Here is a 21,561-nt window from a genome sequence, read left to right as displayed (position 1 = left end):
TGCCTCGGGGTGACTACAAAACGATTGGGCCACGCGTGATCTGCGTGGCCCAATTCAAGTCTCGTCCGTTGAACAGATCAGCTTTCCGGAACAACGCCAACGTTCGTCGATTCGGTGGTCATGTAGCCGCCGATCCCGGTGGCCAGATCTTCGGTGCCCTGACGGATGAAGCTCAGCGCCAGCGCGCCCAGGCCAACAACGGCAGCGGTCAGCACGACCCAGTCAACGGTCACAGCGCCGTCTTCTTCGGTGCGGATCTTGCGAGCGAATTTGAACAGTTTCATCGTATTTCCCCTTGCGGTCACTGGTTGCATCCTCCGCGCCCCGGGTCGCTGGCCCTGTGTTGCTGTGGCCTCACCGTCGCGGCATGTCCCTATATCGCCTTCGGATGGTGGCAGGATTTGGGCATGCCTTGGGCCTTTTCACGAAGCGTTAATTTTCTTTGGGAAATTTCAGCAAGACATTGAAAATAAATGAAAAATTCCTAAATTTTCGGATTTTCCGCCCCGGAAACCTGTTGCCTTCCGGCCGATTTTGGGCGCTTTCGCCCCCATTTGGCCGGTTTTTCTGGATTTTTCGGCCTGATGCGCGGATAAGAAATTCAAGGGGCAAAGACCCCAGAGCAGGTATTTCACAAGGCAGGACGGCCGGGATGCACCGCATATGGGCAGGGGCGATGGCGATCTGTGTGGCGCTTGGCGCCGCGCCCGCGGGGGCAGAGCTTGCCGCGCCTATCACGAATGACATCCAGCCCAAGCGCGTGGGCGTGCCGCAGCCCGGCACCAAGCGGTTCCTGACGATCCAGATCGACCCAGAGGAACAGCGCCGCGCGCTGGCCACCGCCGCCGCCAGGCCCTTTACCCCGGTGACGCGCCTGCCCGATGCGGCGGCGCCCAAGGGGCCGGGCGTCTATGACTGGTATTGGGATGCCGTCTCGCCCAGCCTGGGCGACCGCGACGGGCGCTTTGGCAAGGCGCTGGCGGCGCTGTCGCAGGGGCCGGGGGGCAAGGCGGTGGCCGCGCCACGGCTGGCCCATCTGCAGGATATCGCGGCCCGCCACGGTGCCGACATCCTGGCCGCCACGATCGGCACCGAGGTGTCGCCCGCGCTGGTGCTGGCGGTGATCGGCATCGAAAGCGGCGGGCGGGTGGATGCGGTGTCATCCGCCGGGGCGGTGGGTTTGATGCAGCTGATCCCGGCCACGGCGGATCGGTTCAAGGTCGGCGACAGCGTCGATCCGGTGCAGAACATCCGCGGCGGCGTGGCCTATCTGGACTGGCTGATGAAGGAATTCGACCGCGACCCGCTGATGGTGCTGGCCGCCTATAATGCGGGTGAAAATGCGGTGAAGAAGAACGGCGGTGTGCCACCGTTTGCGGAAACCCGCGCCTATGTGCCCAAGGTTCTGGCCGCCTGGACCGTGGCGCGCGGCCTGTGCCGCACCCCGCCCGAGCTTGTGACCGACGGCTGTGTCTTTGCGCTGAAGGGCACCTGACTACCCCATGAAAAAGGCCCCGCAGCCTATGCGGGGCCCCCGGTGTTCCTGTTCCTGCCTTAGTCGACGATGGTGGCCTCGGTCGCGGCGCGCAGTTCGGCCTCGGTGACGCCATCGGCCAGTTCAACGATGTGCAGGCCCTTGTGGCCCACATCCAGCACGCCCAGGTTGGTGATGATGCGGTCCACCACGCCCTTGCCGGTCAGCGGCAGGGTGCAGTCGTGCAGCACCTTGGACTCGCCGGCCTTGTTGGTGTGGTCCATCACCACCACCACGCGCTTGACGCCGGCGACCAGATCCATCGCCCCGCCCATGCCCTTGACCAGCTTGCCCGGGATCATCCAGTTCGCCAGATCGCCGCGCTCGCTGACCTCCATCGCGCCCAGGATCGCCATGGCGATCTTGCCGCCGCGGATCATCGCAAAGCTGGTGGCGCTGTCGAAATAGGCGGTCTGCGGCAGTTCGGTGATCGTCTGCTTGCCGGCGTTGATCAGATCGGGGTCGACTTGGTCCTCGGTCGGGAAGGGGCCGATGCCCAGCATCCCGTTTTCCGATTGAAGCGTCACGTTAACCCCTTCGGGGATGTAATTGGCCACCAGCGTCGGGATCCCGATGCCAAGGTTCACATACATCCCGTCGCGCAGTTCCTTTGCCGCGCGGGCGGCCATCTGGTTGCGGTCCCATGCCATGATGCGTTCCCCCTCAGGCTGCGCGCGTGGTGCGCTGTTCGATGCGCTTTTCGTGCTGGCCCTGGATCAGGCGGTGCACATAGATGCCGGGCAGGTGGATGTGGTCGGGGTCCAGGCTGCCCAGCGGCACGATTTCCTCGACCTCGGCCACGCAGACCCGCCCGCAGGTCGCCGCCGGCACGTTGAAGTTGCGCGCCGTCTTGCGGAAGATCAGGTTGCCCGAGGTGTCGGCCTTCCAGGCCTTGACGATCGCCAGATCCATCACCAGGCCGGTTTCCAGGATATAGGTTTCGCCGTTGAAATCCTTGTGGTCCTTGCCATCGGCGATCACCGTGCCGACGCCGGTTTTCGTGTAAAAGCCCGGAATCCCCGCACCGCCCGCGCGCATGCGTTCGGCCAGTGTGCCTTGCGGGTTGAATTCCAGCTCCAGCTCACCCGACAGGTATTGGCGCATGAATTCGGCGTTTTCCCCGACGTAGGAGGAGATCATCTTCTTGATCTGCCGGGTCTTGAGCAGGATGCCCAGACCGAAATCATCCACCCCGCAGTTGTTCGAGGCGATGGTGATGTCCTTTGTCCCCGCATCGCGGATCGCCGCAATCAACAGCTCGGGGATGCCGCAAAGCCCAAATCCCCCGGCCGCCATCGTCATCCCGTCGTGCAAAAGCCCGTCCAGGGCCTCTGCCGCGGTCCCGTAGACCTTGTTCATGGAACGCTCCTCCTAAATCGCTAGGGTTTTGTGGCCCGCCGCATTGCGCAAGTCAATGCGGCGGCGCAGCAAGGGATCATGCGTCCTCGCCGGTTCCCGCCTTCTTGGGTGCGGCCTTTTTCGCCGCGGGCTTCTTGGCACCGGCGGTTTTGGTTGTGGCCTTGGTTGCGGTCTTGGCGGGCGTCTTGGCGGCTGCCTTTGCCGGGGCCTTTTTCGCGGGCGCCTTGCGGGCCGGGGCCTTCTTGCCCCCCTTGGTAGCCTTGGCGGCCAGCAGGGGCAGGGCCTCTTCCAGGGTGATCGCCTCGGGGGCTGCGTCCTTGGGGATGGTCGCGTTGACCTTGCCCCATTTCACATAGGGCCCATAGCGCCCGGGCATGACCTGGATGGCGCCGCCATCAGGGTGTTCGCCCAGATCCTTGATCGGCTGGGCGGCGGCCCCACGCCCGCCGGGGCCGCGCGCGGCCTTTTGCGCCAGAACCTCGACCGCGCGGTTCATGCCGATGGTAAAGACCTCATCGACGTCGGGCAGGTTCGCGTAGGTCTTGTTGTGCTTCACATAGGGACCAAAGCGGCCGATGCTGGCCTCGACGGGCTCGCCATCCTCGGGGTGGGTGCCGATCTGGCGCGGCAGCGACAACAGCATCAGCGCGCGGTCCAGATCCATGCTTTCGGGCGACCAGCCCTTGGGCAGGCTGGCGCGCGGGGGCTTGGGCTGATCGGCTGTCGCCTCGCCCTTCTGGACATAGGGGCCGAAACGACCGATTCGCAGCGTGATGTCGGCGCCCTCATCCTGGCCCAGAACCTTGCCATCCAGCGCCGCCGCCTCGCCATCGCCGGGCGCCGACAGCGGGCGGGTATAGCGGCATTCGGGATAGTTCGAACAGCCGATGAACGCCCCGCCTGACCGCGCGGTCTTGAGGTTCAGCCGACCCGCGCCACAGGTCGGGCAGGTGCGCGGGTCGCCACCATCGGCGCGTGGCGGATACAGATGCGGGCCCAGCACCTCATCGATCTTGTCCAGCACCTCGGAAATCCGCAGTTCCGACGTTTCCCCCAGCGCCGCAGAGAAATCGCGCCAGAATCGGGCCAGCACCTCTTTGTAATCACGGTCCCCGGCCGAGATGTCATCCAGTTGGTCTTCCAGATCGGCGGTGAAGTCATATTCCACATAGCGACGGAAGTAATTCGCCAGAAAGGCCGTCACCAACCGCCCGGTGTCTTCCGGGATCAGCCGGTTCTTGTCCTTGCGCACATAGCCGCGGTCCTGGATGGTCGTGACGATCGAGGCATAGGTCGACGGTCGCCCGATGCCCAGTTCTTCCATCCGCTTGACCAGCGTCGCCTCGGTATAGCGGGGTGGGGGCTGGGTGAAATGCTGTTCGGGCGTGATCGCGCGCTTGTCGGCGGGTTCGCCCTGCATGATCTGCGGCAGGCGGGCGCCGTCGTCGCTTTCGTCATCGTCGCGGCCCTGATCATAGATCTTCAGGAAGCCGTCGAAGGTCACCACCTGCCCGGTCGCGCGCAATTCAACCTGGCCATCGTTGCTGCCCACATCCACCGTGGTGCGTTCCAGCCGCGCCGCCGCCATCTGGCTGGCAATCGTGCGCTTCCAGATCAGATCATAAAGCTTGCGCTGATCGGCCTCGACGTTCAGCCGGTCGGGCGACATCGCCATGTCGGTGGGGCGGATGCATTCATGCGCTTCCTGCGCATTCTTGGCCTTGTTCTTGTACATGCGGGGGCTGTCGGGGACGTAATCGGCCCCGAAGCGGCGCTTGATCTCATCGCGCGCGGCCATCACCGCCTCGGGGGCCATGTCGATACCGTCGGTCCGCATATAGGTGATGTGGCCCGCTTCATACAGCCGCTGCGCCGCCGACATGCAGGCCTTGGCGCCCATGCCGAATTTGCGGCTGGCTTCCTGCTGCAGGGTCGAGGTCATGAAGGGCGGGTAGGGGTTGCGGGTAGCGGGCTTGGCCTCGACCGATTTCACCGTCAGCGGGCGCGAGGTCACGGCCTGCACCGCAAGTTCCGCCGCCGTTTCATTGGCCAGATCGAACTTGTCCAGCTTCTTGCCGCCCAGCACCGTCAGCCTTGCGCTGAATTCCTGGCCGCGCGGGGTGACCAGCGTGGCGGTGACGGTCCAGTATTCGCGGGCGCGGAACGCCTCGATCTCCATCTCGCGTTCGACGATCAGGCGCAGGCAGACCGATTGCACCCGGCCCGCCGATTTTGCGCCCGGCAACTTGCGCCACAGCACGGGCGACAGGTTGAACCCCACCAGATAATCCAGCGCGCGCCGCGCCAGATAGGCCTCGACCAGCGCGGTATCGACCTGGCGGGGGTGCTTCATCGCCTCAAGGATCGCGGGCTTGGTGATCGCATTGAAGGTCACGCGGCTGACCTTCTTCTTCTTCAACTTGTCGGCCAGCGCCTCTTGCAGGTGCCACGAAATCGCCTCGCCCTCGCGGTCGGGGTCGGTGGCCAGGATCAGTTCATCATCGGTCTTCAGCGCTTCGGTGATCGCGCGGATGTGCTTCTTGCTGTCGGCCGCGACCTCCCATTTCATGGCGAATTCCTGGTCGGGATCGACCGATCCGTCCTTGGGCGGCAGGTCGCGCACATGCCCGAACGAGGCCAGAACCGTGTAGTCGGACCCCAGGTATTTGTTGATCGTCTTGGCCTTTGCGGGGGATTCGACAACGACAACGGCCATGACTTCCTCTTTTCATACTCGGGCAAAACGCTTTGGGCGCGGAACATGTGTGCCTTGCGGGGGGATTGTCAATGAGACTTTCCCGAAGGTCGACCGGGCGTCGCGCGCGCGCCCTGCCGGCCGGGTGGTCCGCGGGCAGGGCTGTAGCGCTAGACTGCACGGCCGATCAGGCCGCCGGGCTGACGCTGGATCTGGCCGTCCATTTCCAGTTGCACCAGCGCGGCCGCGAACTGTCCAGCCGACAGGCCAAGGTCCCGGATCAGCTGATCCTCGGCCACGGGGCTGGGGCCCAGACGGTCCAGGATCCGCGCGCCGATCGTGTCGGACGCCGGGGATGGGGCCGCTTGCGCGGGTGGGATCTGCGGCACGGGGGCCTCCGCCGTTCGGGGCGCGCGGGCAGCTTCGGGCGCGGGCAGTCCGAAACCGGCCGCTTCAAGGGCGGCCAGAACATCCTCGGCGCCACGGATCAGGGTGGCGCCATCGCGGATCAGCGTATTGCAGCCGCCTGCGCGCGGATCGAGCGGATGGCCCGGAACCGCCAGCACCTCGCGCCCCTGGTCCAGCGCCATCCGCGCGGTGATCAGGCTGCCCGATCGCGATGCAGCCTCAACCACCACAACGGCGCGGCACAGCCCTGCGATGATGCGGTTGCGCATCGGGAAATGGCGCGCCTGCGGTTCAAGCCCCATCGCCTGTTCGGATAGGCGCAGGCCGGTTGCCGCGATCTGCGCGGCAAGGCCCGCATTCTCCTCAGGATATATCGTGTCGACCCCGCCGGCCTGAACCGCGACCGTGCCGGTGGCCAGCGCGGCCTTGTGGGCCGCCGTGTCGATCCCGCGGGCCAGCCCCGAGACGACGACATAGCCCGCCGCCCCCAGCTCCTCGGCCAGCTTGCGCGCCATGCGCCCGCCCAGGGATGAGGCATTGCGTGCCCCCACAAGCGCCACCATCGGGCGCGCCAGCAGCGCCGAATCCCCCAAGGTCCAGATCAGCGGGGGCGCATCGGGCAGCGCCGCCAGAAGCTGCGGATACCCCGGCGCGCCAATCCGCAGCAGCCGCGCGCCCATGCGCCGCGCCGCCCGGATCTCGGCCCGTGCGACGCCTTCGGGGCAGGGGGCGTAATCCGTGATCCCGGCAGCGCGTGCCATCTCGGGCAGAGCTGCCAGCGCGGCATCGGCGCTGCCATGTTCGGCGATCATGCGGTGAAAGGTCGTCGGCCCCACGCGACGGGAACGAATGAGACGGAGCGACGACAGTTCATCTTCTTCCGTGGTGGGTGGGGTGAAGGGGGTGGGGTAAGAAAACAAATCTGCTTTCATCCGTCCCTCCGCCTCATTCGCAGGATCGGTATAGCGCCCTTAACGTTAACAAGTGGTTTACGCCGCAACGATTCGGTGCCGGTCCGGTGATTTTTCCGCACGCTACCCCTGACCGGCGTAGGGACGGAACGGGGGCAGGGGGGGCGCTGCCCCCCTCGGCGCGGGCGCGCCTCACCCCCCGGAGTATTTCGCCAAGAAGAAGCGTAGGTTTCTTCTTGGCCGAAATACTCCCGCGCGGAGCGCTTCCGCAGGTGCCGCCCGCCGCAGCGCCCGTCAGGTGGCCGAACCACCCACCGTCAGCCCGCCGATCATCAACGTGGGCTGTCCCACGCCCACAGGCACCCATTGCCCGGCCTTGCCGCAATTGCCGATGCCGGGGTCGAGCGCCATGTCATTGCCGATTGCGCGGATCTGGCGCATCGCGGTCGGGCCGTCGCCGATCAGTGTGGCGCCTTTGACCGGCGCGCCCAGCACGCCGTTTTTCACCCGGTAGGCCTCGGTGCAGGAAAAGACGAACTTGCCGTTGGTGATGTCGACCTGCCCGCCGCCGAAGCCCACGGCATAGATCCCGTCTTTCAGATCGGCCAGAATCGCCGCCGGTTCGGCGGTCCCGCCCAGCATGTAGGTGTTGGTCATGCGCGGCATCGGGATATGGGCATAGCTTTCGCGCCGCCCGTTGCCGGTGGGGGTCACCCCCATCAGGCGCGCGTTTTGCCGATCCTGCATGAAGCCCACCAGGATGCCGTCCTCGATCAGCACGTTTTTCCCCGAAGGCGTGCCCTCATCATCAACCGAGATCGAGCCGCGCCGATCCGGAATCGTGCCATCGTCCAGCACGGTCACGCCCTTCGCGGCCACCTGCTGCCCCATGAGGCCCGCAAAGGCCGAGGTCTTCTTGCGGTTGAAATCGCCTTCCAGCCCGTGGCCCACCGCCTCATGCAGCAGCACGCCCGGCCAGCCGGGGCCCAGAACCACATCCATCTGACCCGCCGGGGCGGGTTCGGCGCGCAGGTTCACCAGCGCGATGCGCAGCGCCTCTTGGGTGACGGGCTTCCAATGCGCCGGGTCAATCAGCCCCGTCAGGCCAAAGCGCCCGCCGCCGCCGTGGCCGCCCGATTCCCGGCGACCGTTTTCTTCCACGATGACCGAGATGTTCAGCCGTGCCATGGGGCGGATGTCGCTGACCAGGCCGCCTTCGGGGCGCAGGATGAAGACCTCTTGCAGGCTGGCCGCCATGCTGGCCGAGACCTGCACCACGCGCCGGTCCAAGCCGCGGGCATAGGCATCGATCTCGCGCAGGATGTCGATCTTGGCGGCAAAGGGGGCATCGGCCATCGGATCGGCATCGCCGTAAAGCTTGCGGTTGGTGCCGGGCGGGGGTGGGGCCATGACGCCGCCGCCATCGCCCACCGCAAGCCGCGCGGTTTCGGCGGCACGTTTCAGCGCCGCGCCCGAAATCTCGGTCGAATGGGCATAGCCCGCCACCTCGCCGCGCACGGCGCGCAGGCCGAATCCCTCCGAGGCATCATAGCTTGCGGTCTTGACCCGGCCGTCATCGAAGACCAGTGCCTCGGACCGGCGGCGTTCCAGGAACAATTCCCCATCTTCTGCCCCGGCGGTGGCCGCGCGCAACGTGGCCAAGGCCTCGTCACGATCCAGCAAGGTGTCGAAGGGGGCGAAGCGCTCTGCGGTCATCGGTGTCTCTTTCGTCATTGATCTGGATCAAAAAGCGGCATGGTGTCGCAGCTTTTGCTTGTTGCTGTGCATCTAATATGATTTTAAGCTGCCGTCATACAACGGGGATGGGCCTTTCGGGGCGCAAAGGCGTTGCGCGGCAGGGAGAGCCGCATCAGGGAACGGGAAAACACTATGCGTTTTGCGACCATTCGCCGCGGCCTCGCGGCTGCTTTCACCTCGACCATGCTGGCCGGGTCCGCGCTGGCCCAGGACATGATCACCGGCCTGCCGCGTGTCGGCAAACCGGTGGCCGATGGCATTGGCTTTCAGCCTGCCGCGACCGAACTGGCGCGCGACCAGCAGTGGCTGGACGGGATGGTGCTGTATATCATCACCGTGATCACGATCTTCGTGGTGGCGCTGATGGTCTACGCCATCCTGCGCTTCAACCGTCGTGTGAACCCGACGCCGGCGCGCTTTACCCACAACACCCCGATCGAGGTGACCTGGACGGTGGTGCCGATCCTGATTCTGGTCGTCATCGGGTCGTTCTCGCTGCCGGCGCTGTGGAAGCAGCAGGAAATCCCGGCGGCCGATGTCGTCATCAAGGCGACCGGCTATCAGTGGTACTGGGGCTATGAATATGCCGATGAGGGAATCGCCTTCGACGCGCTGATGCTGCCCAAGGAAGAACTGGCCGCGCATGGCTATGAGCCCGATGAATACCTGCTGGCCACCGACAATGCGGTTGTGGTGCCGGTCAACAAGACCGTCGTGATGCAGGTGACCGCGGCCGATGTGATCCATTCCTGGACCATTCCGGCCTTCGCCGTGAAGCAGGATGGCGTTCCGGGCCGCATCGCGCAGCTGTGGTTCAAGGCCGAACAGGAAGGCGTCTATTTCGGCCAGTGTTCGGAACTGTGCGGTCAGGCCCATTCCTACATGCCCATCGTCGTCAAGGTCGTCTCGGAAGAGGTTTATGCCGACTGGGTGGCCCGCGCGCAGGATGGCTTTGCGGCGCTGGATACCGACGCGCCCGTGAAGCTGGCGTCGAACTGATCTGATCGCGGCGCGCCGGGGCAGCCCGGCGCCCACACCCGGAGGGAGTAACGGGACATGAGCGATATCGGCATCATCGATCGCGGGGGCGAGGCGCAGTTTGGCGATTACGTCGCGCTGCTCAAGCCGCGGGTCATGTCGCTGGTGGTGTTCACCGCGCTGGTCGGGCTGTTGGTCGCGCCCGCGCCTGTGCATCCCTTTGTGGCCTTTACTGCCGTGCTGTTCATCGCGCTGGGCGGCGGTGCCTCGGGCGCGCTGAACATGTGGTATGACGCCGACATCGACCGCGTGATGCGCCGCACCCAGAGCCGCCCGATTCCCGCGGGCCGCGTCACCGAGGGTGAGGCGCTGGGCTTTGGTCTGGCGCTGGCCGGGATCAGCTGTGTCATGCTGGCGCTGGCGGCGAATGTCTTTGCCGGGCTGTTCCTGGCCTTCACCATCTTTTTCTATGCCGTCGTCTATACGATGTGGCTGAAACGCACGACCCCGCAGAACATCGTGATCGGCGGCGCGGCGGGGGCCTTCCCCCCGATGATCGGCTGGGCCGTTGCGACGGGCGGCATCAGCGTCGAATCGGTGGCGATGTTTCTGCTGATCTTCCTGTGGACGCCGCCGCATTTCTGGGCGCTGGCGCTGTTCATGAAGGATGATTATTCCAACGCCGGCGTGCCGATGCTGACCGTGACGCATGGCCGCAAGGTCACCCGCCGCCACATCCTTGGCTACACGCTGATCCTGGCGCCGGTGGCGGTGGGCACGGCCTTTACCACGATCGGCGGGCCGGTCTATCTGTTGACTAGCCTTGTGCTAAACGCGTTGTTCATCCGCGGGGCTTGGGCGATCCGCGCCCGCGATGAGGCTGCGGCCGAGGCCGATGGCTACAAGGCCGAGAAAGCATTTTTCCGCTTCTCGCTGCTGTATCTCTTCGCACATTTCACTGCGCTTCTGGCCGATTCGGCCCTGCGCGCCTTCGGGTTGGGGATCTGGTAACATGGCAATCACGAAAGACAGCGCCCTGCATCAGCGCCGCTTCGGGCGGAACATGGGGCTGGGCCTGGTTCTGGTGGGCTTCGCCGCGCTGGTCTTTGGCCTGACCATCGCCAAGGTGCAGACCGGCGTCAGCCTGGAAGGTTTTGACCACCAGCCGCGCGTGTCGATCACCCCGGCGACCGAGCCGGTCAACCGCCCCGCCGCGCCGGTAATTGCGCCTGGCGCGCCGATTGCCCCCGCCACCACGGGGCCCGGACAATGAACGCGCAGGCCAATAACCGCATCGCCCTGCGCCTGGTTGGCGTGGTCGTGCTGATGGGCGCGCTGGCCTGGGCGGCGGTGCCGTTCTACGACTGGTTCTGCCGCGTTACCGGCTATGGTGGCACCACCAATGTCGCCGAGGCGGAATCCGACGTCATCCTGGATGAACTGGTCACGGTGCGCTTTGACGCGAACACCGCCAAGGGGATGGACTGGCAGTTCAAGCCGGTCCAGCGTGAGATGACCCTGCGGATCGGTGAAACCGGCCTTGCCTTCTATGAGGCCTACAACCCCACCGACCGGGTGATCGCCGGCACCGCCAGCTATAACGTCGCCCCTGACCTTGCCGGTTACTATTTCGACAAGATCGACTGCTTCTGCTTCACCGAACAGGTGCTGCAACCCGGCGAACGGGTGCAGATGCCGGTCTCGTTCTACGTCGATCCCGCCCTGGTGAAGGATCGTGATGCCGGCCATATCCGCCAGATCACGCTGTCCTACACCTTTTATGAAACCAAGTTGCCCGAACAGCAGGCCGCCCTTGGGCCTGCGGTAACGGCGCCCGTCAACTGAGGCCCAACAGGAAATCGAAATGGCGCACGCGAAAAACCACGATTACCACATTCTGCCCCCGTCGATCTGGCCGTTCCTAAGCTCGGTCGGCGCGTTCGTCATGCTGTTCGGCGCCGTCCTGTGGATGACCGGCACGACGCCCTGGGTCTTCTTCATCGGCCTGGCGCTGGTGCTGTATTGCATGTTCGGCTGGTGGTCGGACGTGGTGCGCGAAGGCGAGACCGGCGATCACACCCCGGTGGTGCGGATCGGCCTGCGCTATGGCTTCATCCTGTTCGTCATGTCCGAGGTGATGTTCTTCGTCGCCTGGTTCTGGAGCTTCTTCAAGCACGCGCTGTATCCGATGGGCCCCGACAGCCCGCTGGTCGATGGCGTCTGGCCGCCTGCAGGGATTGAAACCTTCGACCCCTGGCACCTGCCGCTGATCAACACGCTGATCCTGCTGCTGTCGGGCGCCACGCTGACCTGGGCGCACCATGCGCTGGTGCATGAAAACAACCGCAAGGATGTGATCAGCGGCCTGGTGCTGACGGTGATCCTGGGCTTCTTCTTTACCCTGCTGCAGGCCTATGAATACAGCCACGCGGCCTTCGGCCTGGCCGGCAACATCTATGGCGCGAACTTCTTCATGGCGACGGGCTTCCACGGCTTCCACGTCATCATCGGCACGATCTTCCTGCTGGTCTGCCTGATCCGGGCGCTGAAGGGCCATTTCACCCCGCAGCAGCATGTGGGCTTTGAGGCCGCTGCCTGGTACTGGCACTTTGTCGATGTGGTCTGGCTGTTCCTGTTCGCTTCGATCTATGTCTGGGGTCGCTAGGTCCTGACCGATTGACTCATGACCGGCGCGGGGGGAAACCCCCGCGCCTTGCATTTGGAGCCTGTGATGATGCGCTATGTCTTTCCCCTTCTTCTGGGCCTTGGCGGCTGCGCCGTTCTGTTGGCGCTGGGGTTCTGGCAGCTGGACCGCCTGGACTGGAAGCGCGCGATGCTGGCCGAGATTTCCGCCCAGATCGGTGGCGCGCCGGGGCCGCTGCCCGCGGCGGGGGCCGATCCGGTGGCGTTGAAATACACGCCCGTCGAACTGGCCGGCGCGACGACGGGGCAAGAGATTCTGGTCCTGTCGGGGCAGAAAGGCATTGGCGCGGGGTTTCAGGTGATCGCCGCCTTTGAAACCGGCGATGGTCGGCGGATTCTGCTGGACCGTGGCTTCCTGCCGGAAAAGGGCCGCCGCGATGCCCGCCCCGCCGTGCCGCTGATCGTGACCGGCAACCTGCACTGGCCCGCCGAGGCCGACAGCTATACCCCCGCGCCCGATCTGGCCGAAGGCCTGTGGTTCGCCCGCGACGTGCCCGCCATGGCCGCCCATCTGGGGACCGAGCCGTTGCTGGTCGTGGCCGCGCAAGTCGCGGGCGACGCCCAGGGCATCAGCCCGCAGCCGGTGTCCATAACCGGCGTTCCGAATGACCATCTGAATTACGCCATCACCTGGTTTTCGCTGGCCGCCGTGTGGTCGGGGATGACAGCGTTCCTTCTGTGGCGTATCAGGCAAAGACAAATCTGAAGGGCGAGTTGATGCGCTATATCTCCACCCGGGGGCAGGCCCCGGTCCTGAGCTTCGGCGAAGCGATGCTGACGGGTCTGGCCCGCGACGGCGGGCTCTATGTGCCCGAGACGATCCCGGTGATGACCCCGGCCGACATCGCCGCGCTGGCCGGTCTGCCCTATGAAGAGGTCGCGCTGCGCGTGATGAAGCCCTTCGTGGGCGATACCTTCACCGAGGCCGAGTTGAAGGGCGCGATCGACCGGGCCTATGCGGGCTTTGGCCATGTCGCGCGCGCGCCGCTGGTGCAGCTGGCGCCGGGGCATTTCCTGCTGGAGCTGTTCCACGGGCCCACGCTGGCCTTCAAGGATTTCGCCATGCAGGTGATCGGGCAGCTGTTCCAGATCGCGCTGGCGAAGGAAGGCCGCCGCATTACCATCGTCGGCGCCACCTCGGGCGATACCGGATCAGCCGCGATCGAGGCGTTCCGCGGCCTTGATAATGTCGATGTGGTGATCCTGTTCCCGCATGGCCGCGTGTCGGATGTGCAGCGCCGCCAGATGACGACGCCGTCGGAATCCAACGTCCATGCGCTTGCGCTGGATGGCACCTTTGACGATTGCCAGAACCGCCTGAAGGACATGTTCAACGACTTCGCCTTCCGCGATGAGGTTGGGCTGGCGGGTGTGAACTCGATCAACTGGGCGCGCGTCCTGGCGCAGGTGGTCTATTACTTCACCGCCGCCGTGTCGCTGGGCGCGCCCGCCCGCAAGGTCAGCTTCACCGTGCCCACCGGCAATTTCGGCGACATTTTTGCGGGCTTCATCGCGCGCGAAATGGGCCTGCCGATCGACAAGCTGGTGGTGGCGACGAACCAGAACGACATCCTGCACCGCTGCCTGACCACGGGTGAATACCGGATGGACGGGGTCAAGCCCTCGATTAGCCCGTCGATGGATATTCAGATCAGCTCGAACTTTGAACGCGCGTTGTTCTGGGCCTATGGCCGCGATGGCGCGGCGGTGGCGCAGTTGATGGATGAATTGAAGGCGCAGGGCGGCTTCACCGTCAGCCAGGGCGCGCTGCAGGCGCTGCGCGAAATCTACACCTCGGGCCGGGTGTCCGAACAGGAAACCTCGGAAACCATCACCCAGGAACTGACCCGGTCGGGCGAATTGCTGTGCCCTCATTCCGCGGTCGGTGTGCGCGTGGGCCATGCCCATGCGACCGCGCCCGTGCCGATGGTGACGCTGGCCACCGCGCACCCGGCGAAATTCCCCGATGCGGTGCAGGCCGCCACCGGCATCCGCCCGGCGCTGCCCCCCCGTATGGCCGATCTGTTCGACCGGCCCGAACGGGTGACCCGTGTTCCCAATGACCTGTCGGCGCTTGAAGCGCTGATCCGTGAAAGGCGCCGCCATTGACGATCAACCTGACCACGCTTCCCAACGGCCTGCGGATCGTGACCGAGAATATGCCGGGGCTGGCCTCGGCCTCGGTCGGGATATGGGTGACGGCGGGTGGCCGGCATGAACGGGCCGAGCAGAACGGCATTGCGCATTTCCTGGAACACATGGCCTTCAAGGGCACCAAGACCCGCAGCGCGCTGCGCATCGCCGAGGAAATCGAGGATGTGGGCGGCTATATCAATGCCTATACCTCACGCGAGATGACGGCCTATTACGCCCGTGTGCTGGGCGAGGATGTGGCCCGCGCGCTGGACGTGATTTCCGACATCGTTCTGAACCCGGTCTTCGACCCGCGCGAGATCGAGGTGGAACGCCATGTGATCTTGCAGGAAATCGGTCAGGCGCTGGACACGCCCGATGACATCATCTTTGATTGGCTGCAGGAAGCCGCCTACCCGGATCAGCCGATGGGTCGCACGATCCTGGGCCCGGCGGAACGGGTTTCGGCCTTCGGGCGGGGGGATCTGTCGGGCTTTGTTGCTGAACATTACGGGCCCGATCAGATGATCCTGTCGGCGGCGGGCGCGGTGGATCACACCGCGATCGTGAAACAGGCCGAGGCGATCTTTGGCGCGTTGCGCCCCGTGGGCGCGCATCCGGTGCAGCCCGCGCGCTGGCAGGGCGCCGAACGGCGTGAATTGAAGGATCTGGAACAGGTCCATTTCGCGCTGGCGCTGGAAGGCCCGGGCTATCGCGACCCGGCGATCTATACCGCGCAGGTCTATACCACGGCGCTGGGGGGAGGCATGTCCAGCCGCCTGTTCCAGAAGATCCGCGAGGAACGCGGGCTGTGCTATTCGATCTTTGCCCAGGCTGGGGCCTATGACGACACCGGCATGATCACGATCTATGCCGGCACCTCGGCCGAGGAAATCGGTGAGCTGTGCGCGCTGACCATTGATGAGATGAAGCGCGCCGCCGATGACATGACCGAGGCCGAAGTGGCCCGCGCCCGCGCGCAGATGAAGGCGGGGATGCTGATGGGGCTGGAAAGCCCCTCGGCCCGCGCCGAACGGATGGCGCGCAACCTGGCGATCTGGGGCCGGATTCCGGGGCTGGAGGAGATCACCGCCAAGATCGACGCAGTCAGCCGCGATGCGGTGCGGGCCTATGGCGAAAGCCTGGCCGGTTCGGGGCGATCGGCGCTGGCGCTGTATGGCCCCGTCCAGGCCGCGCCCGCGCTGGAGGCGTTGCGCGAAAGGCTTGTCGCCTGATGCTGACGCGCCGTCGGAAGCTGCGGATCGAGACGGAGCGGATGACGCTGCGCCTGCCGCAGCATTCGGACTTTCGCGACTGGGCCTGGCTGCGCGAGGAAAGTCGTGATTTCCTGACCCAGTGGGAGCCGTCCTGGGCGCATGACCACCTGGGACGCAAGGCCTTTGCCAACCGGGTCTATTGGGCGGCCCGGGCGGCAAGTTCGGGGACGGCGCTGCCGCTGTTCCTGATCCGGCGCGAGGATGGCGCGGTGCTGGGCGCGATCACGCTGGACAATATCCGGCGCGGACCCGCGCAGGCGGGGACGCTGGGCTATTGGGTGGGCGCGCGCCACGCCCGTCAGGGGTTCATGCGCGAGGCAATCCGCGCGGTGGTGCATCATGCCTTCACCGCTTTGGACCTGAGCCGGATCGAGGCGGCCTGCCTGCCGGAAAATGCGGCGTCCCGCGGGGTGCTGGAAAAATCGGGCTTCAAATATGAAGGCGTGGCGCAAAGCTATCTGCAGATCAACGGCCGCTGGCGCAATCATGTGCTTTACGCCAATCTGCGCGGGGACAGGCGGGGGCGAACCGAAATCGGCTGAGGGATTGGGGGCGCTGCCCCCGTCCTTCGGACCCCCCCGAGGTATTTGGGGCAAGATGAAAGCGCGAAGCGATGCTGAAGCCTGCGACTGAAGAATTTGCACGCGCCCTTGAGGCCGAGGTGGCGGGGCTGCGGGCCGAGCGGCCCGAGCCGCGGCATCTGGAAGAGCCGCGGGGCCGGTTCACGGGCCGGGGCGGGGTGCTGGTGCGCCCCCGTTTGGTGGATGAGGTGGCGGCAGTGGTGCGCCTGTGTTCGGCGGCGCGGGTGGGGGTGGTGCCCTATGGCGGTGGCACCGGGCTGGTCGGCGGGCAGGTCGCGCCCGAGGGCCCCGCGCCGGTGATCCTGTCGCTGGAGCGGATGACGGCGGTGCGCGAGGTCGATCCGGTGGGCAATGTGCTGATCGTCGAGGCGGGCACGACCTTGCAGGCGGTGCAAGAGGCGGCAGAAGCAACCGGGCGGATCTTTCCCTTGTCGCTGGCCAGCCAGGGCAGTGCGCGGATTGGCGGCTGTCTTTCGACCAATGCGGGCGGGGTGAATGTGCTGCGCTATGGCAATGCGCGGGATCTGTGCCTTGGGGTCGAGGCGGTTTTGCCCGATGGCACCGTGCTGCGCGGGTTGAAGCGCCTGCGCAAGGACAATACCGGCTATGATCTGAAGGATCTGCTGATCGGGGCCGAGGGCACGCTGGGCGTGATCACCGCGGCCAGCCTGCGCCTGTTTCCGCGCCCCGCGGGGCAGGGGACGGCGATGCTGGCCGTGCCGGGCCCGGCCGAGGCGCTGGCACTGCTTGCGCTGGCCGAGGCGCGGATGGGCGGCTGTATGTCGGCCTTTGAGCTGATCGGGCGTCAGGGGCTTTTGTTCCTGGATGAGGTGGGGCCCGAACTGCGCCAGCCCTTTGCGCGCCCGCCCGCCTGGATGGTGCTGGTCGAGGTTGGATTGCCGCAGGGTCTTGACCCCCAAGAGGCGCTGGCGGGCCTGTTCGAGGCGGGGGCCGAGGCCGGGTTGGTCACTGACGGCGTGATTGCCCAAAGCGAGGCCCAGCGCGCCGCGTTCTGGACCCTGCGGGAAAGCCTGCCCGAGGCGAACCGCCGGATAGGGGCGATTTCCAGCCACGACATCTCGGTCCCGCTGGCCGCGCTGCCCGCGTTTATCGCGCGGGCCGATGCGGCGCTGGCGGCGATGGGGGACTATCGCGTCAACTGCTTTGGGCATGTGGGCGATGGCAATCTGCATTACAACGTCTTTCCCGTTCCGGGAGGGACCCGCGCCGACCATGAGGCGGACCGGCCGAGGATCAAGGATTGCATCCATGAGATCGTCGATGCGCTGGGGGGATCGGTTTCGGCCGAACACGGGATCGGGCGGTTGAAGGTGGCCGATCTGGAACGATTTGGCGATCCGGGCAAGCTGGCGGCAATGCGTGCCATCAAGGCGGCGCTGGACCCCGGTGGCATCATGAACCCCGGCGCGGTGTTGCGCGCGTTGTGATCTGGGGGGCAATACGCCCTGCCGGGGGGAACGGCAGGGCGCGGCACTTTGGTTCACGTGTTTTGCAAGCAGCCCTGAACCATCAGGCATCCGCTGTGTGACATGATTCGCGTTGCGGAATGGTTACCGATGCGCGGATCCGGTGGGATTACGCCCGACGCCCCCCTAAAGCCCTTCGAATTCGCACAGGACATTGACCTGAACGCCCAAGGATTCCAGCACTTTGCGTCCGCCCAGTTCGGGCAGGTCGACGATGAAGGTGCAGCCGACGATTTCCCCGCCCAGGCGCTCGATCAGGCGGATGCCTGCCTCGCAGGTGCCGCCGGTTGCCAGCAGGTCATCGACGATCAGCACCCTTTCGCCGGGCTGCAGCGCATCGGCGTGGATCTCCATGATCGCCTCGCCATATTCCAGCTTGTAGGCTTGGCTGATCGTGGCACCCGGCAGCTTGCCCTTTTTCCGGATCGGAACGAAGCCCTTGGACAGCTGATGCGCGATCGCGCCGCCCAGGATGAAGCCGCGCGCCTCAAGGCCCACGACCTTGTCGATCCGTTCGCCAGCCCAGGGGTGCAGCAGCTGATCCACCGCCATGCGAAAGCCGCGCGCATCGGCGAACAGCGTGGTGACATCGCGGAACAGGATGCCTTCGTGGGGGAAATCGGCGATGGTGCGGATGTAATCCTTGACGGTTTTCATGCTTTCTCCGGTCGGGGGGTAAGGACGCGGCCTGCCACGGCATCCAGCCGCGCGACAAGCTGGGGGTCGCGCTTTTCAGGCGCGGTCATGATCGCGTTATCCAGCGCCCGGTCACAGCCGCAGGGGCAGGGGGTGCCGGGGCCGGGCAGGGCGCGGGGCAGATGCGCGACCATCTGGCGCGCGGCCCCGGCGTTTCGGCCCAGCGTCTGGATGACAACTGCCACATCGACCGCGTCATGGTCGGGGTGCCAGCAATCGTAATCGGTGACCATGGCGATCGAGGCATAGCAAAGTTCCGCCTCGCGGGCGAGCTTGGCCTCGGGCATGCCGGTCATGCCGATCACGTCGCAGCCCCAGCTGCGGTACATCCGGCTTTCGGCAAGGGTGGAAAACTGCGGCCCTTCCATCGCCAGGTAGGTGCCGGTTTCATGCACCATCACGCCGGCCTCGGCCGCGGCGCTGGCGCAGGCCCGCGACAGGCGCGCGCAGGTGGGATGTGCCAGGCTGACATGGCCCACCAGGCCCGGCCCGAAAAAGGATTTCACCCGGCCGAAGGTGCGGTCGATATATTGATCGACCACCACGAAATCGCCCGGCGCCATGGCCGCATTCAGCGACCCCACCGCCGAGACGGCGACCACATCGGTGACCCCAAGCCGTTTCAGCGCATCGATATTGGCGCGGTAGGGTACGGTTGCCGGGGTATGCACATGGCCCCGGCCGTGGCGGGGCAGAAAGGCCATCGGCCTGCCGTCCAGCGTGCCCGTCAGGATCAGGTCCGATGGCGCCCCCCAGGGGGTGTTCACCTCAACCCAGGTCGCGTCCTGCAGGCCCGCGATGTCATAGATCCCTGAACCGCCGATCACGCCGATCATGGTCTGCATCCGACACGCCTCCGTTATGGTGGGGGCAGATTATGCCTGCGCGGCACCGGGGAAAAGCCCCGATTGCGCCTGTCAGCGCGCCGCGCCTGCGCTATACCAAGGCCGCAGATGCGGCGACGGCAAGAACGGGGGGCGCTTTGGAAAACATCCGGGGATCGGTGCTGATGGTCGCGGCCATGGGGCTGTTTGCGCTGGAGGACATGTTCATCAAGCGCGCCGCGCAGGCCCTGCCGGTCGGTCAGGTGCTGATGCTGTTCGGCCTTGGCGGAATGCTGGCCTTCATGGCGCTGACGGCGCGGCGCGGCGAACGGCTGTTCCATCCCGCGATTCTGGGCCGCGCGATGATCGTGAAGGCGGTGATGGAGGTGATCGGCAGGCTTGGCTATACGCTGGGCATTGCGCTGACGCCGCTGTCGAATGCCTCGGCGATCTTGCAGGCGACGCCGCTGGTGGTGGTGGCGGGGGCGGCGCTGATCTTTGGCGAAAGGGTTGGGCCACGGCGCTGGGCGGCGATTGTCATCGGCTTTCTGGGCGTTCTGATCGTGCTGCGCCCGGGGATGGCGGGGTTCGTGCCCGCCGCGCTGTTCACGGTGATGGGCATGCTGGGCTTTGCCGGGCGCGATCTGGCCACGCGGGCCGCGCCGAAGGTGCTGTCGAACATGCAGCTGGGCATCTACGGCTTTGCCATGCTGATCCCCACCGGGGCGGGGCTTCTGGCCTTCACAGGGGGGGCGGTATGGCCGGGGCTGGGGGCGGCGGGCCAGATCCTGGCCGCCACCGTCTTTGGCGTCGCGGCCTATTGGGGCCTGACGGCGGCGATGCGCATCGGCGAGGTGTCGGTGGTGACGCCCTTCCGCTACACGCGGCTGATCTTTGCGCTGATCCTGGGCGCAGTTGCCTTTGGTGAACGGCCCGATGCCGCCACGCTGATCGGATCTGCCGTGATCATCGCCAGCGGCGTCTATACCCTGCTGCGGGGGCGGCGCGCCGGTCCCAGCGGCTAGTCAGCCGGCTAGGCCCCGGGGCGGCGCATCGCAAATGTGTCGCGCACCGCCGCGTAATCGTGATAGCCCAGCCGCGCCAGCCGGTCCGGCGGGGCATAGCGCCCGTCTTGCAGGCAATCGGGGCGGATATGCACACCCGTCACCTGACCCAGAACAAGAAAGTTGTTGTCGCCCAACAAGGGCTCGATCCGCACCAGCCGGCATTCCAGCGCGGCCGGGGCCTGGGCCACGCGCGGGCAGGGGATGGTTTCGCAGTCTGCCTTGTCCAGGCCCGCCACCTGAAATTCATCCGTCCCCGCGGGCAGATCCGCGCAGCTTGCGTTCATCGCATCCTTCAGCGCGAACTCGACCAGATTGACGCAGAACGCCCCGGTTTCGCGGATCTGCGCGACCGTGTCCTTGGTGTCGCCCCGGTCCGCCTTGGCCGAGGTTGACGCGAACATCACCTGGGGCGGAACATAAGCGACCGCATTGAAGAACGAATAGGGCGCCAGGTTGTCGCCCAGCCTGCCGCGGGTCGAAATCCAGGCGATGGGCCGCGGCGCGACGATCGCGTTGAACGGGTTGTGGGGCAGACCGTGGCCATCCTCGGGTCGGTAGAACATCGCGCATTCCTTACATGTTTGCCCCTGACCTAGCCCCGTGCTAGGCGCGTTTCCAGGTGATTTCCGGGGGGCGGCGCGCAGGATGTATCAGCTGGAAGAGGAAGCCGATGCCGACTGGTGGGAGGTAGAGGCCCTGTATGACCTGTGCTTCGCGCCGGGGCGCACGGCGCTGTCTTCTTACCGGCTGCGCGAAGGCGTGCCCAAGGTTGCGCCGCTGTGCCTGACGCTGCGCCAAGATGGCGTCCTGGCCGCCGTCATCCGCTATTGGCCGGTCGAGGTGGGCGGCAAGCGCGTCCTGCTTCTGGGCCCGGTCGCGGTGCACCCCACCCGGCAGGGCGAAGGGCTGGGCGGGCTCTTGATCCACGAAAGCCTGGCCGAGGCGCGCAAGCTGGGTTGGGAACGGGTCATGCTGGTGGGCGATGCGCCCTATTATTCGCGCTTCGGCTTTGAAAAGCTGGATGGGGTGATCATGCCGCCGCCAACCAACCCCGACCGTGTCCTGGGCCTTGAACTGGTGCCCGGCGCCTGGGATGGCGTTCGGGGCGAGGTGAAAAAGGCGCGCGTCTGATCTGGCACAGGCCACGCAA

The 21,561-nt window shown here is 65.9% G+C and carries 22 protein-coding genes; 13 read left to right on the top strand and 9 right to left on the bottom strand.

Annotated elements, in window-relative coordinates; translation table 11 throughout:
- Nucleotides 1–77: 77 nt before the first annotated feature.
- Nucleotides 78–284, bottom strand: a complete 207-nt coding sequence (locus tag MXB90_RS01345) for a hypothetical protein (RefSeq protein WP_250040054.1) — start codon at nucleotides 282–284, stop codon at nucleotides 78–80.
- Between the two features lie 368 nt (nucleotides 285–652).
- Between MXB90_RS01345 and MXB90_RS01340 the strand changes: the two genes are divergently transcribed.
- Nucleotides 653–1,495, top strand: a complete 843-nt coding sequence (locus MXB90_RS01340; protein ID WP_250040051.1) for a lytic transglycosylase domain-containing protein — start codon at nucleotides 653–655, stop codon at nucleotides 1,493–1,495.
- Nucleotides 1,496–1,554: 59 nt separating this feature from the next.
- Here MXB90_RS01340 and MXB90_RS01335 read toward each other — a convergent pair whose 3' ends face one another.
- From MXB90_RS01335 to tldD, 5 genes are all read right to left on the bottom strand, one after another.
- Nucleotides 1,555–2,184: a 3-oxoacid CoA-transferase subunit B gene (locus MXB90_RS01335; protein WP_250040048.1), complete on the bottom strand. Its 630-nt coding sequence runs from the start codon at nucleotides 2,182–2,184 to the stop codon at nucleotides 1,555–1,557.
- Between the two features lie 13 nt (nucleotides 2,185–2,197).
- Complete coding sequence (locus tag MXB90_RS01330; RefSeq protein WP_250040045.1) at nucleotides 2,198–2,893, bottom strand: CoA transferase subunit A; 696 nt, start codon at nucleotides 2,891–2,893, stop codon at nucleotides 2,198–2,200.
- A 76-nt stretch (nucleotides 2,894–2,969) separates the two neighbouring features.
- Complete coding sequence (gene topA / locus MXB90_RS01325; protein WP_250040043.1) at nucleotides 2,970–5,609, bottom strand: type I DNA topoisomerase; 2,640 nt, start codon at nucleotides 5,607–5,609, stop codon at nucleotides 2,970–2,972.
- A 149-nt stretch (nucleotides 5,610–5,758) separates the two neighbouring features.
- Nucleotides 5,759–6,928 carry a DNA-processing protein DprA gene (gene dprA, locus MXB90_RS01320; protein WP_250040042.1) on the bottom strand — a complete coding sequence of 390 codons (1,170 nt, stop codon included), beginning with the start codon at nucleotides 6,926–6,928 and terminating at the stop codon, nucleotides 5,759–5,761.
- 273 nt (nucleotides 6,929–7,201) lie between these two features.
- Nucleotides 7,202–8,623: a metalloprotease TldD gene (gene tldD / locus MXB90_RS01315; RefSeq protein ID WP_250040041.1), complete on the bottom strand. Its 1,422-nt coding sequence runs from the start codon at nucleotides 8,621–8,623 to the stop codon at nucleotides 7,202–7,204.
- A gap of 174 nt (nucleotides 8,624–8,797) precedes the next feature.
- Here tldD and coxB point away from each other — a divergent pair, with 174 nt between their 5' ends.
- From coxB to MXB90_RS01265, 10 genes are all read left to right on the top strand, one after another.
- Nucleotides 8,798–9,664 carry a cytochrome c oxidase subunit II gene (gene coxB, locus MXB90_RS01310; protein WP_462982182.1) on the top strand — a complete coding sequence of 289 codons (867 nt, stop codon included), beginning with the start codon at nucleotides 8,798–8,800 and terminating at the stop codon, nucleotides 9,662–9,664.
- Between the two features lie 57 nt (nucleotides 9,665–9,721).
- A complete protein-coding gene (gene cyoE / locus MXB90_RS01305; protein WP_250040040.1) occupies nucleotides 9,722–10,654 on the top strand; it encodes a heme o synthase in 933 nt (310 codons plus the stop codon).
- A 1-nt stretch (nucleotide 10,655) separates the two neighbouring features.
- A complete protein-coding gene (locus MXB90_RS01300; RefSeq protein ID WP_250040039.1) occupies nucleotides 10,656–10,916 on the top strand; it encodes a hypothetical protein in 261 nt (86 codons plus the stop codon).
- Nucleotides 10,913–11,488, top strand: coding sequence for a cytochrome c oxidase assembly protein (locus MXB90_RS01295; RefSeq protein ID WP_250040038.1), 576 nt, complete (start codon nucleotides 10,913–10,915; stop codon nucleotides 11,486–11,488). Before MXB90_RS01300 ends, MXB90_RS01295 begins: the two co-directional genes overlap by 4 nt.
- Nucleotides 11,489–11,507: 19 nt before the next feature.
- Nucleotides 11,508–12,308 (top strand): cytochrome c oxidase subunit 3, encoded by an 801-nt coding sequence (locus MXB90_RS01290; protein WP_250040036.1) that lies wholly within the window; start codon nucleotides 11,508–11,510, stop codon nucleotides 12,306–12,308.
- A 66-nt stretch (nucleotides 12,309–12,374) separates the two neighbouring features.
- Nucleotides 12,375–13,052: an SURF1 family protein gene (locus MXB90_RS01285; protein ID WP_250040034.1), complete on the top strand. Its 678-nt coding sequence runs from the start codon at nucleotides 12,375–12,377 to the stop codon at nucleotides 13,050–13,052.
- 11 nt (nucleotides 13,053–13,063) lie between these two features.
- Nucleotides 13,064–14,455 (top strand): threonine synthase, encoded by a 1,392-nt coding sequence (gene thrC / locus MXB90_RS01280; RefSeq protein ID WP_250040031.1) that lies wholly within the window; start codon nucleotides 13,064–13,066, stop codon nucleotides 14,453–14,455.
- On the top strand, nucleotides 14,452–15,714 hold the full coding sequence (locus MXB90_RS01275) for a M16 family metallopeptidase (protein ID WP_250040030.1): 1,263 nt from the start codon (nucleotides 14,452–14,454) through the stop codon (nucleotides 15,712–15,714). The genes thrC and MXB90_RS01275 overlap by 4 nt, the downstream gene beginning before the upstream one ends.
- Nucleotides 15,714–16,298: a GNAT family N-acetyltransferase gene (locus MXB90_RS01270; protein ID WP_250040028.1), complete on the top strand. Its 585-nt coding sequence runs from the start codon at nucleotides 15,714–15,716 to the stop codon at nucleotides 16,296–16,298. Before MXB90_RS01275 ends, MXB90_RS01270 begins: the two co-directional genes overlap by 1 nt.
- Nucleotides 16,299–16,369: 71 nt before the next feature.
- On the top strand, nucleotides 16,370–17,785 hold the full coding sequence (locus tag MXB90_RS01265; RefSeq protein WP_250040027.1) for an FAD-binding oxidoreductase: 1,416 nt from the start codon (nucleotides 16,370–16,372) through the stop codon (nucleotides 17,783–17,785).
- Between the two features lie 165 nt (nucleotides 17,786–17,950).
- On the opposite strand, the gene MXB90_RS01260 is transcribed toward MXB90_RS01265, so the two are convergent.
- Both MXB90_RS01260 and MXB90_RS01255 read right to left on the bottom strand, forming a co-directional pair.
- The gene (locus tag MXB90_RS01260) at nucleotides 17,951–18,481 is read right to left on the bottom strand and encodes an adenine phosphoribosyltransferase (protein WP_250040026.1); all 531 of its coding nucleotides are present in this window, start codon (nucleotides 18,479–18,481) and stop codon (nucleotides 17,951–17,953) included.
- Nucleotides 18,478–19,365, bottom strand: a complete 888-nt coding sequence (locus MXB90_RS01255) for an S-methyl-5'-thioadenosine phosphorylase (protein ID WP_250040025.1) — start codon at nucleotides 19,363–19,365, stop codon at nucleotides 18,478–18,480. Before MXB90_RS01255 ends, MXB90_RS01260 begins: the two co-directional genes overlap by 4 nt.
- 137 nt (nucleotides 19,366–19,502) lie before the next feature.
- On the opposite strand from MXB90_RS01255, the gene MXB90_RS01250 reads away from it, so the two are divergent.
- Nucleotides 19,503–20,369, top strand: a complete 867-nt coding sequence (locus MXB90_RS01250) for a DMT family transporter (protein WP_250040024.1) — start codon at nucleotides 19,503–19,505, stop codon at nucleotides 20,367–20,369.
- 8 nt (nucleotides 20,370–20,377) lie between these two features.
- On the opposite strand, the gene MXB90_RS01245 is transcribed toward MXB90_RS01250, so the two are convergent.
- Entirely contained in the window at nucleotides 20,378–20,974 is a 597-nt protein-coding gene (locus MXB90_RS01245) for a flavin reductase family protein (RefSeq protein ID WP_250040022.1), read from the bottom strand.
- 82 nt (nucleotides 20,975–21,056) lie between these two features.
- Here MXB90_RS01245 and MXB90_RS01240 point away from each other — a divergent pair, with 82 nt between their 5' ends.
- Nucleotides 21,057–21,542: a GNAT family N-acetyltransferase gene (locus tag MXB90_RS01240; protein ID WP_250040020.1), complete on the top strand. Its 486-nt coding sequence runs from the start codon at nucleotides 21,057–21,059 to the stop codon at nucleotides 21,540–21,542.
- Nucleotides 21,543–21,561: the final 19 nt, after the last annotated feature.

This window comes from Phaeovulum molybdatiresistens, from assembly GCF_023544865.1.
GTDB lineage: Bacteria > Pseudomonadota > Alphaproteobacteria > Rhodobacterales > Rhodobacteraceae > Pontitalea.
This window is presented reverse-complemented; position numbering and strand designations above follow the sequence as displayed.

Coding starts and splice junctions, on each gene's coding strand:
- MXB90_RS01260 (WP_250040026.1), bottom strand. CDS start 18,481: ATGAAAACCGTCAAGGATTACATCCGCACCATCGCCGATTTCCCCCAC.
- MXB90_RS01270 (WP_250040028.1), top strand. CDS start 15,714: ATGCTGACGCGCCGTCGGAAGCTGCGGATCGAGACGGAGCGGATGACG.
- MXB90_RS01240 (WP_250040020.1), top strand. CDS start 21,057: ATGTATCAGCTGGAAGAGGAAGCCGATGCCGACTGGTGGGAGGTAGAG.
- thrC (WP_250040031.1), top strand. CDS start 13,064: ATGCGCTATATCTCCACCCGGGGGCAGGCCCCGGTCCTGAGCTTCGGC.
- MXB90_RS01285 (WP_250040034.1), top strand. CDS start 12,375: ATGATGCGCTATGTCTTTCCCCTTCTTCTGGGCCTTGGCGGCTGCGCC.
- topA (WP_250040043.1), bottom strand. CDS start 5,609: ATGGCCGTTGTCGTTGTCGAATCCCCCGCAAAGGCCAAGACGATCAAC.
- MXB90_RS01340 (WP_250040051.1), top strand. CDS start 653: ATGCACCGCATATGGGCAGGGGCGATGGCGATCTGTGTGGCGCTTGGC.
- tldD (WP_250040041.1), bottom strand. CDS start 8,623: ATGACCGCAGAGCGCTTCGCCCCCTTCGACACCTTGCTGGATCGTGAC.
- MXB90_RS01330 (WP_250040045.1), bottom strand. CDS start 2,893: ATGAACAAGGTCTACGGGACCGCGGCAGAGGCCCTGGACGGGCTTTTG.
- MXB90_RS01245 (WP_250040022.1), bottom strand. CDS start 20,974: ATGTTCTACCGACCCGAGGATGGCCACGGTCTGCCCCACAACCCGTTC.
- dprA (WP_250040042.1), bottom strand. CDS start 6,928: ATGAAAGCAGATTTGTTTTCTTACCCCACCCCCTTCACCCCACCCACC.
- coxB (WP_462982182.1), top strand. CDS start 8,798: ATGCGTTTTGCGACCATTCGCCGCGGCCTCGCGGCTGCTTTCACCTCG.
- MXB90_RS01345 (WP_250040054.1), bottom strand. CDS start 284: ATGAAACTGTTCAAATTCGCTCGCAAGATCCGCACCGAAGAAGACGGC.
- MXB90_RS01335 (WP_250040048.1), bottom strand. CDS start 2,184: ATGGCATGGGACCGCAACCAGATGGCCGCCCGCGCGGCAAAGGAACTG.
- MXB90_RS01295 (WP_250040038.1), top strand. CDS start 10,913: ATGAACGCGCAGGCCAATAACCGCATCGCCCTGCGCCTGGTTGGCGTG.
- MXB90_RS01265 (WP_250040027.1), top strand. CDS start 16,370: ATGCTGAAGCCTGCGACTGAAGAATTTGCACGCGCCCTTGAGGCCGAG.
- cyoE (WP_250040040.1), top strand. CDS start 9,722: ATGAGCGATATCGGCATCATCGATCGCGGGGGCGAGGCGCAGTTTGGC.
- MXB90_RS01300 (WP_250040039.1), top strand. CDS start 10,656: ATGGCAATCACGAAAGACAGCGCCCTGCATCAGCGCCGCTTCGGGCGG.
- MXB90_RS01290 (WP_250040036.1), top strand. CDS start 11,508: ATGGCGCACGCGAAAAACCACGATTACCACATTCTGCCCCCGTCGATC.
- MXB90_RS01255 (WP_250040025.1), bottom strand. CDS start 19,365: ATGCAGACCATGATCGGCGTGATCGGCGGTTCAGGGATCTATGACATC.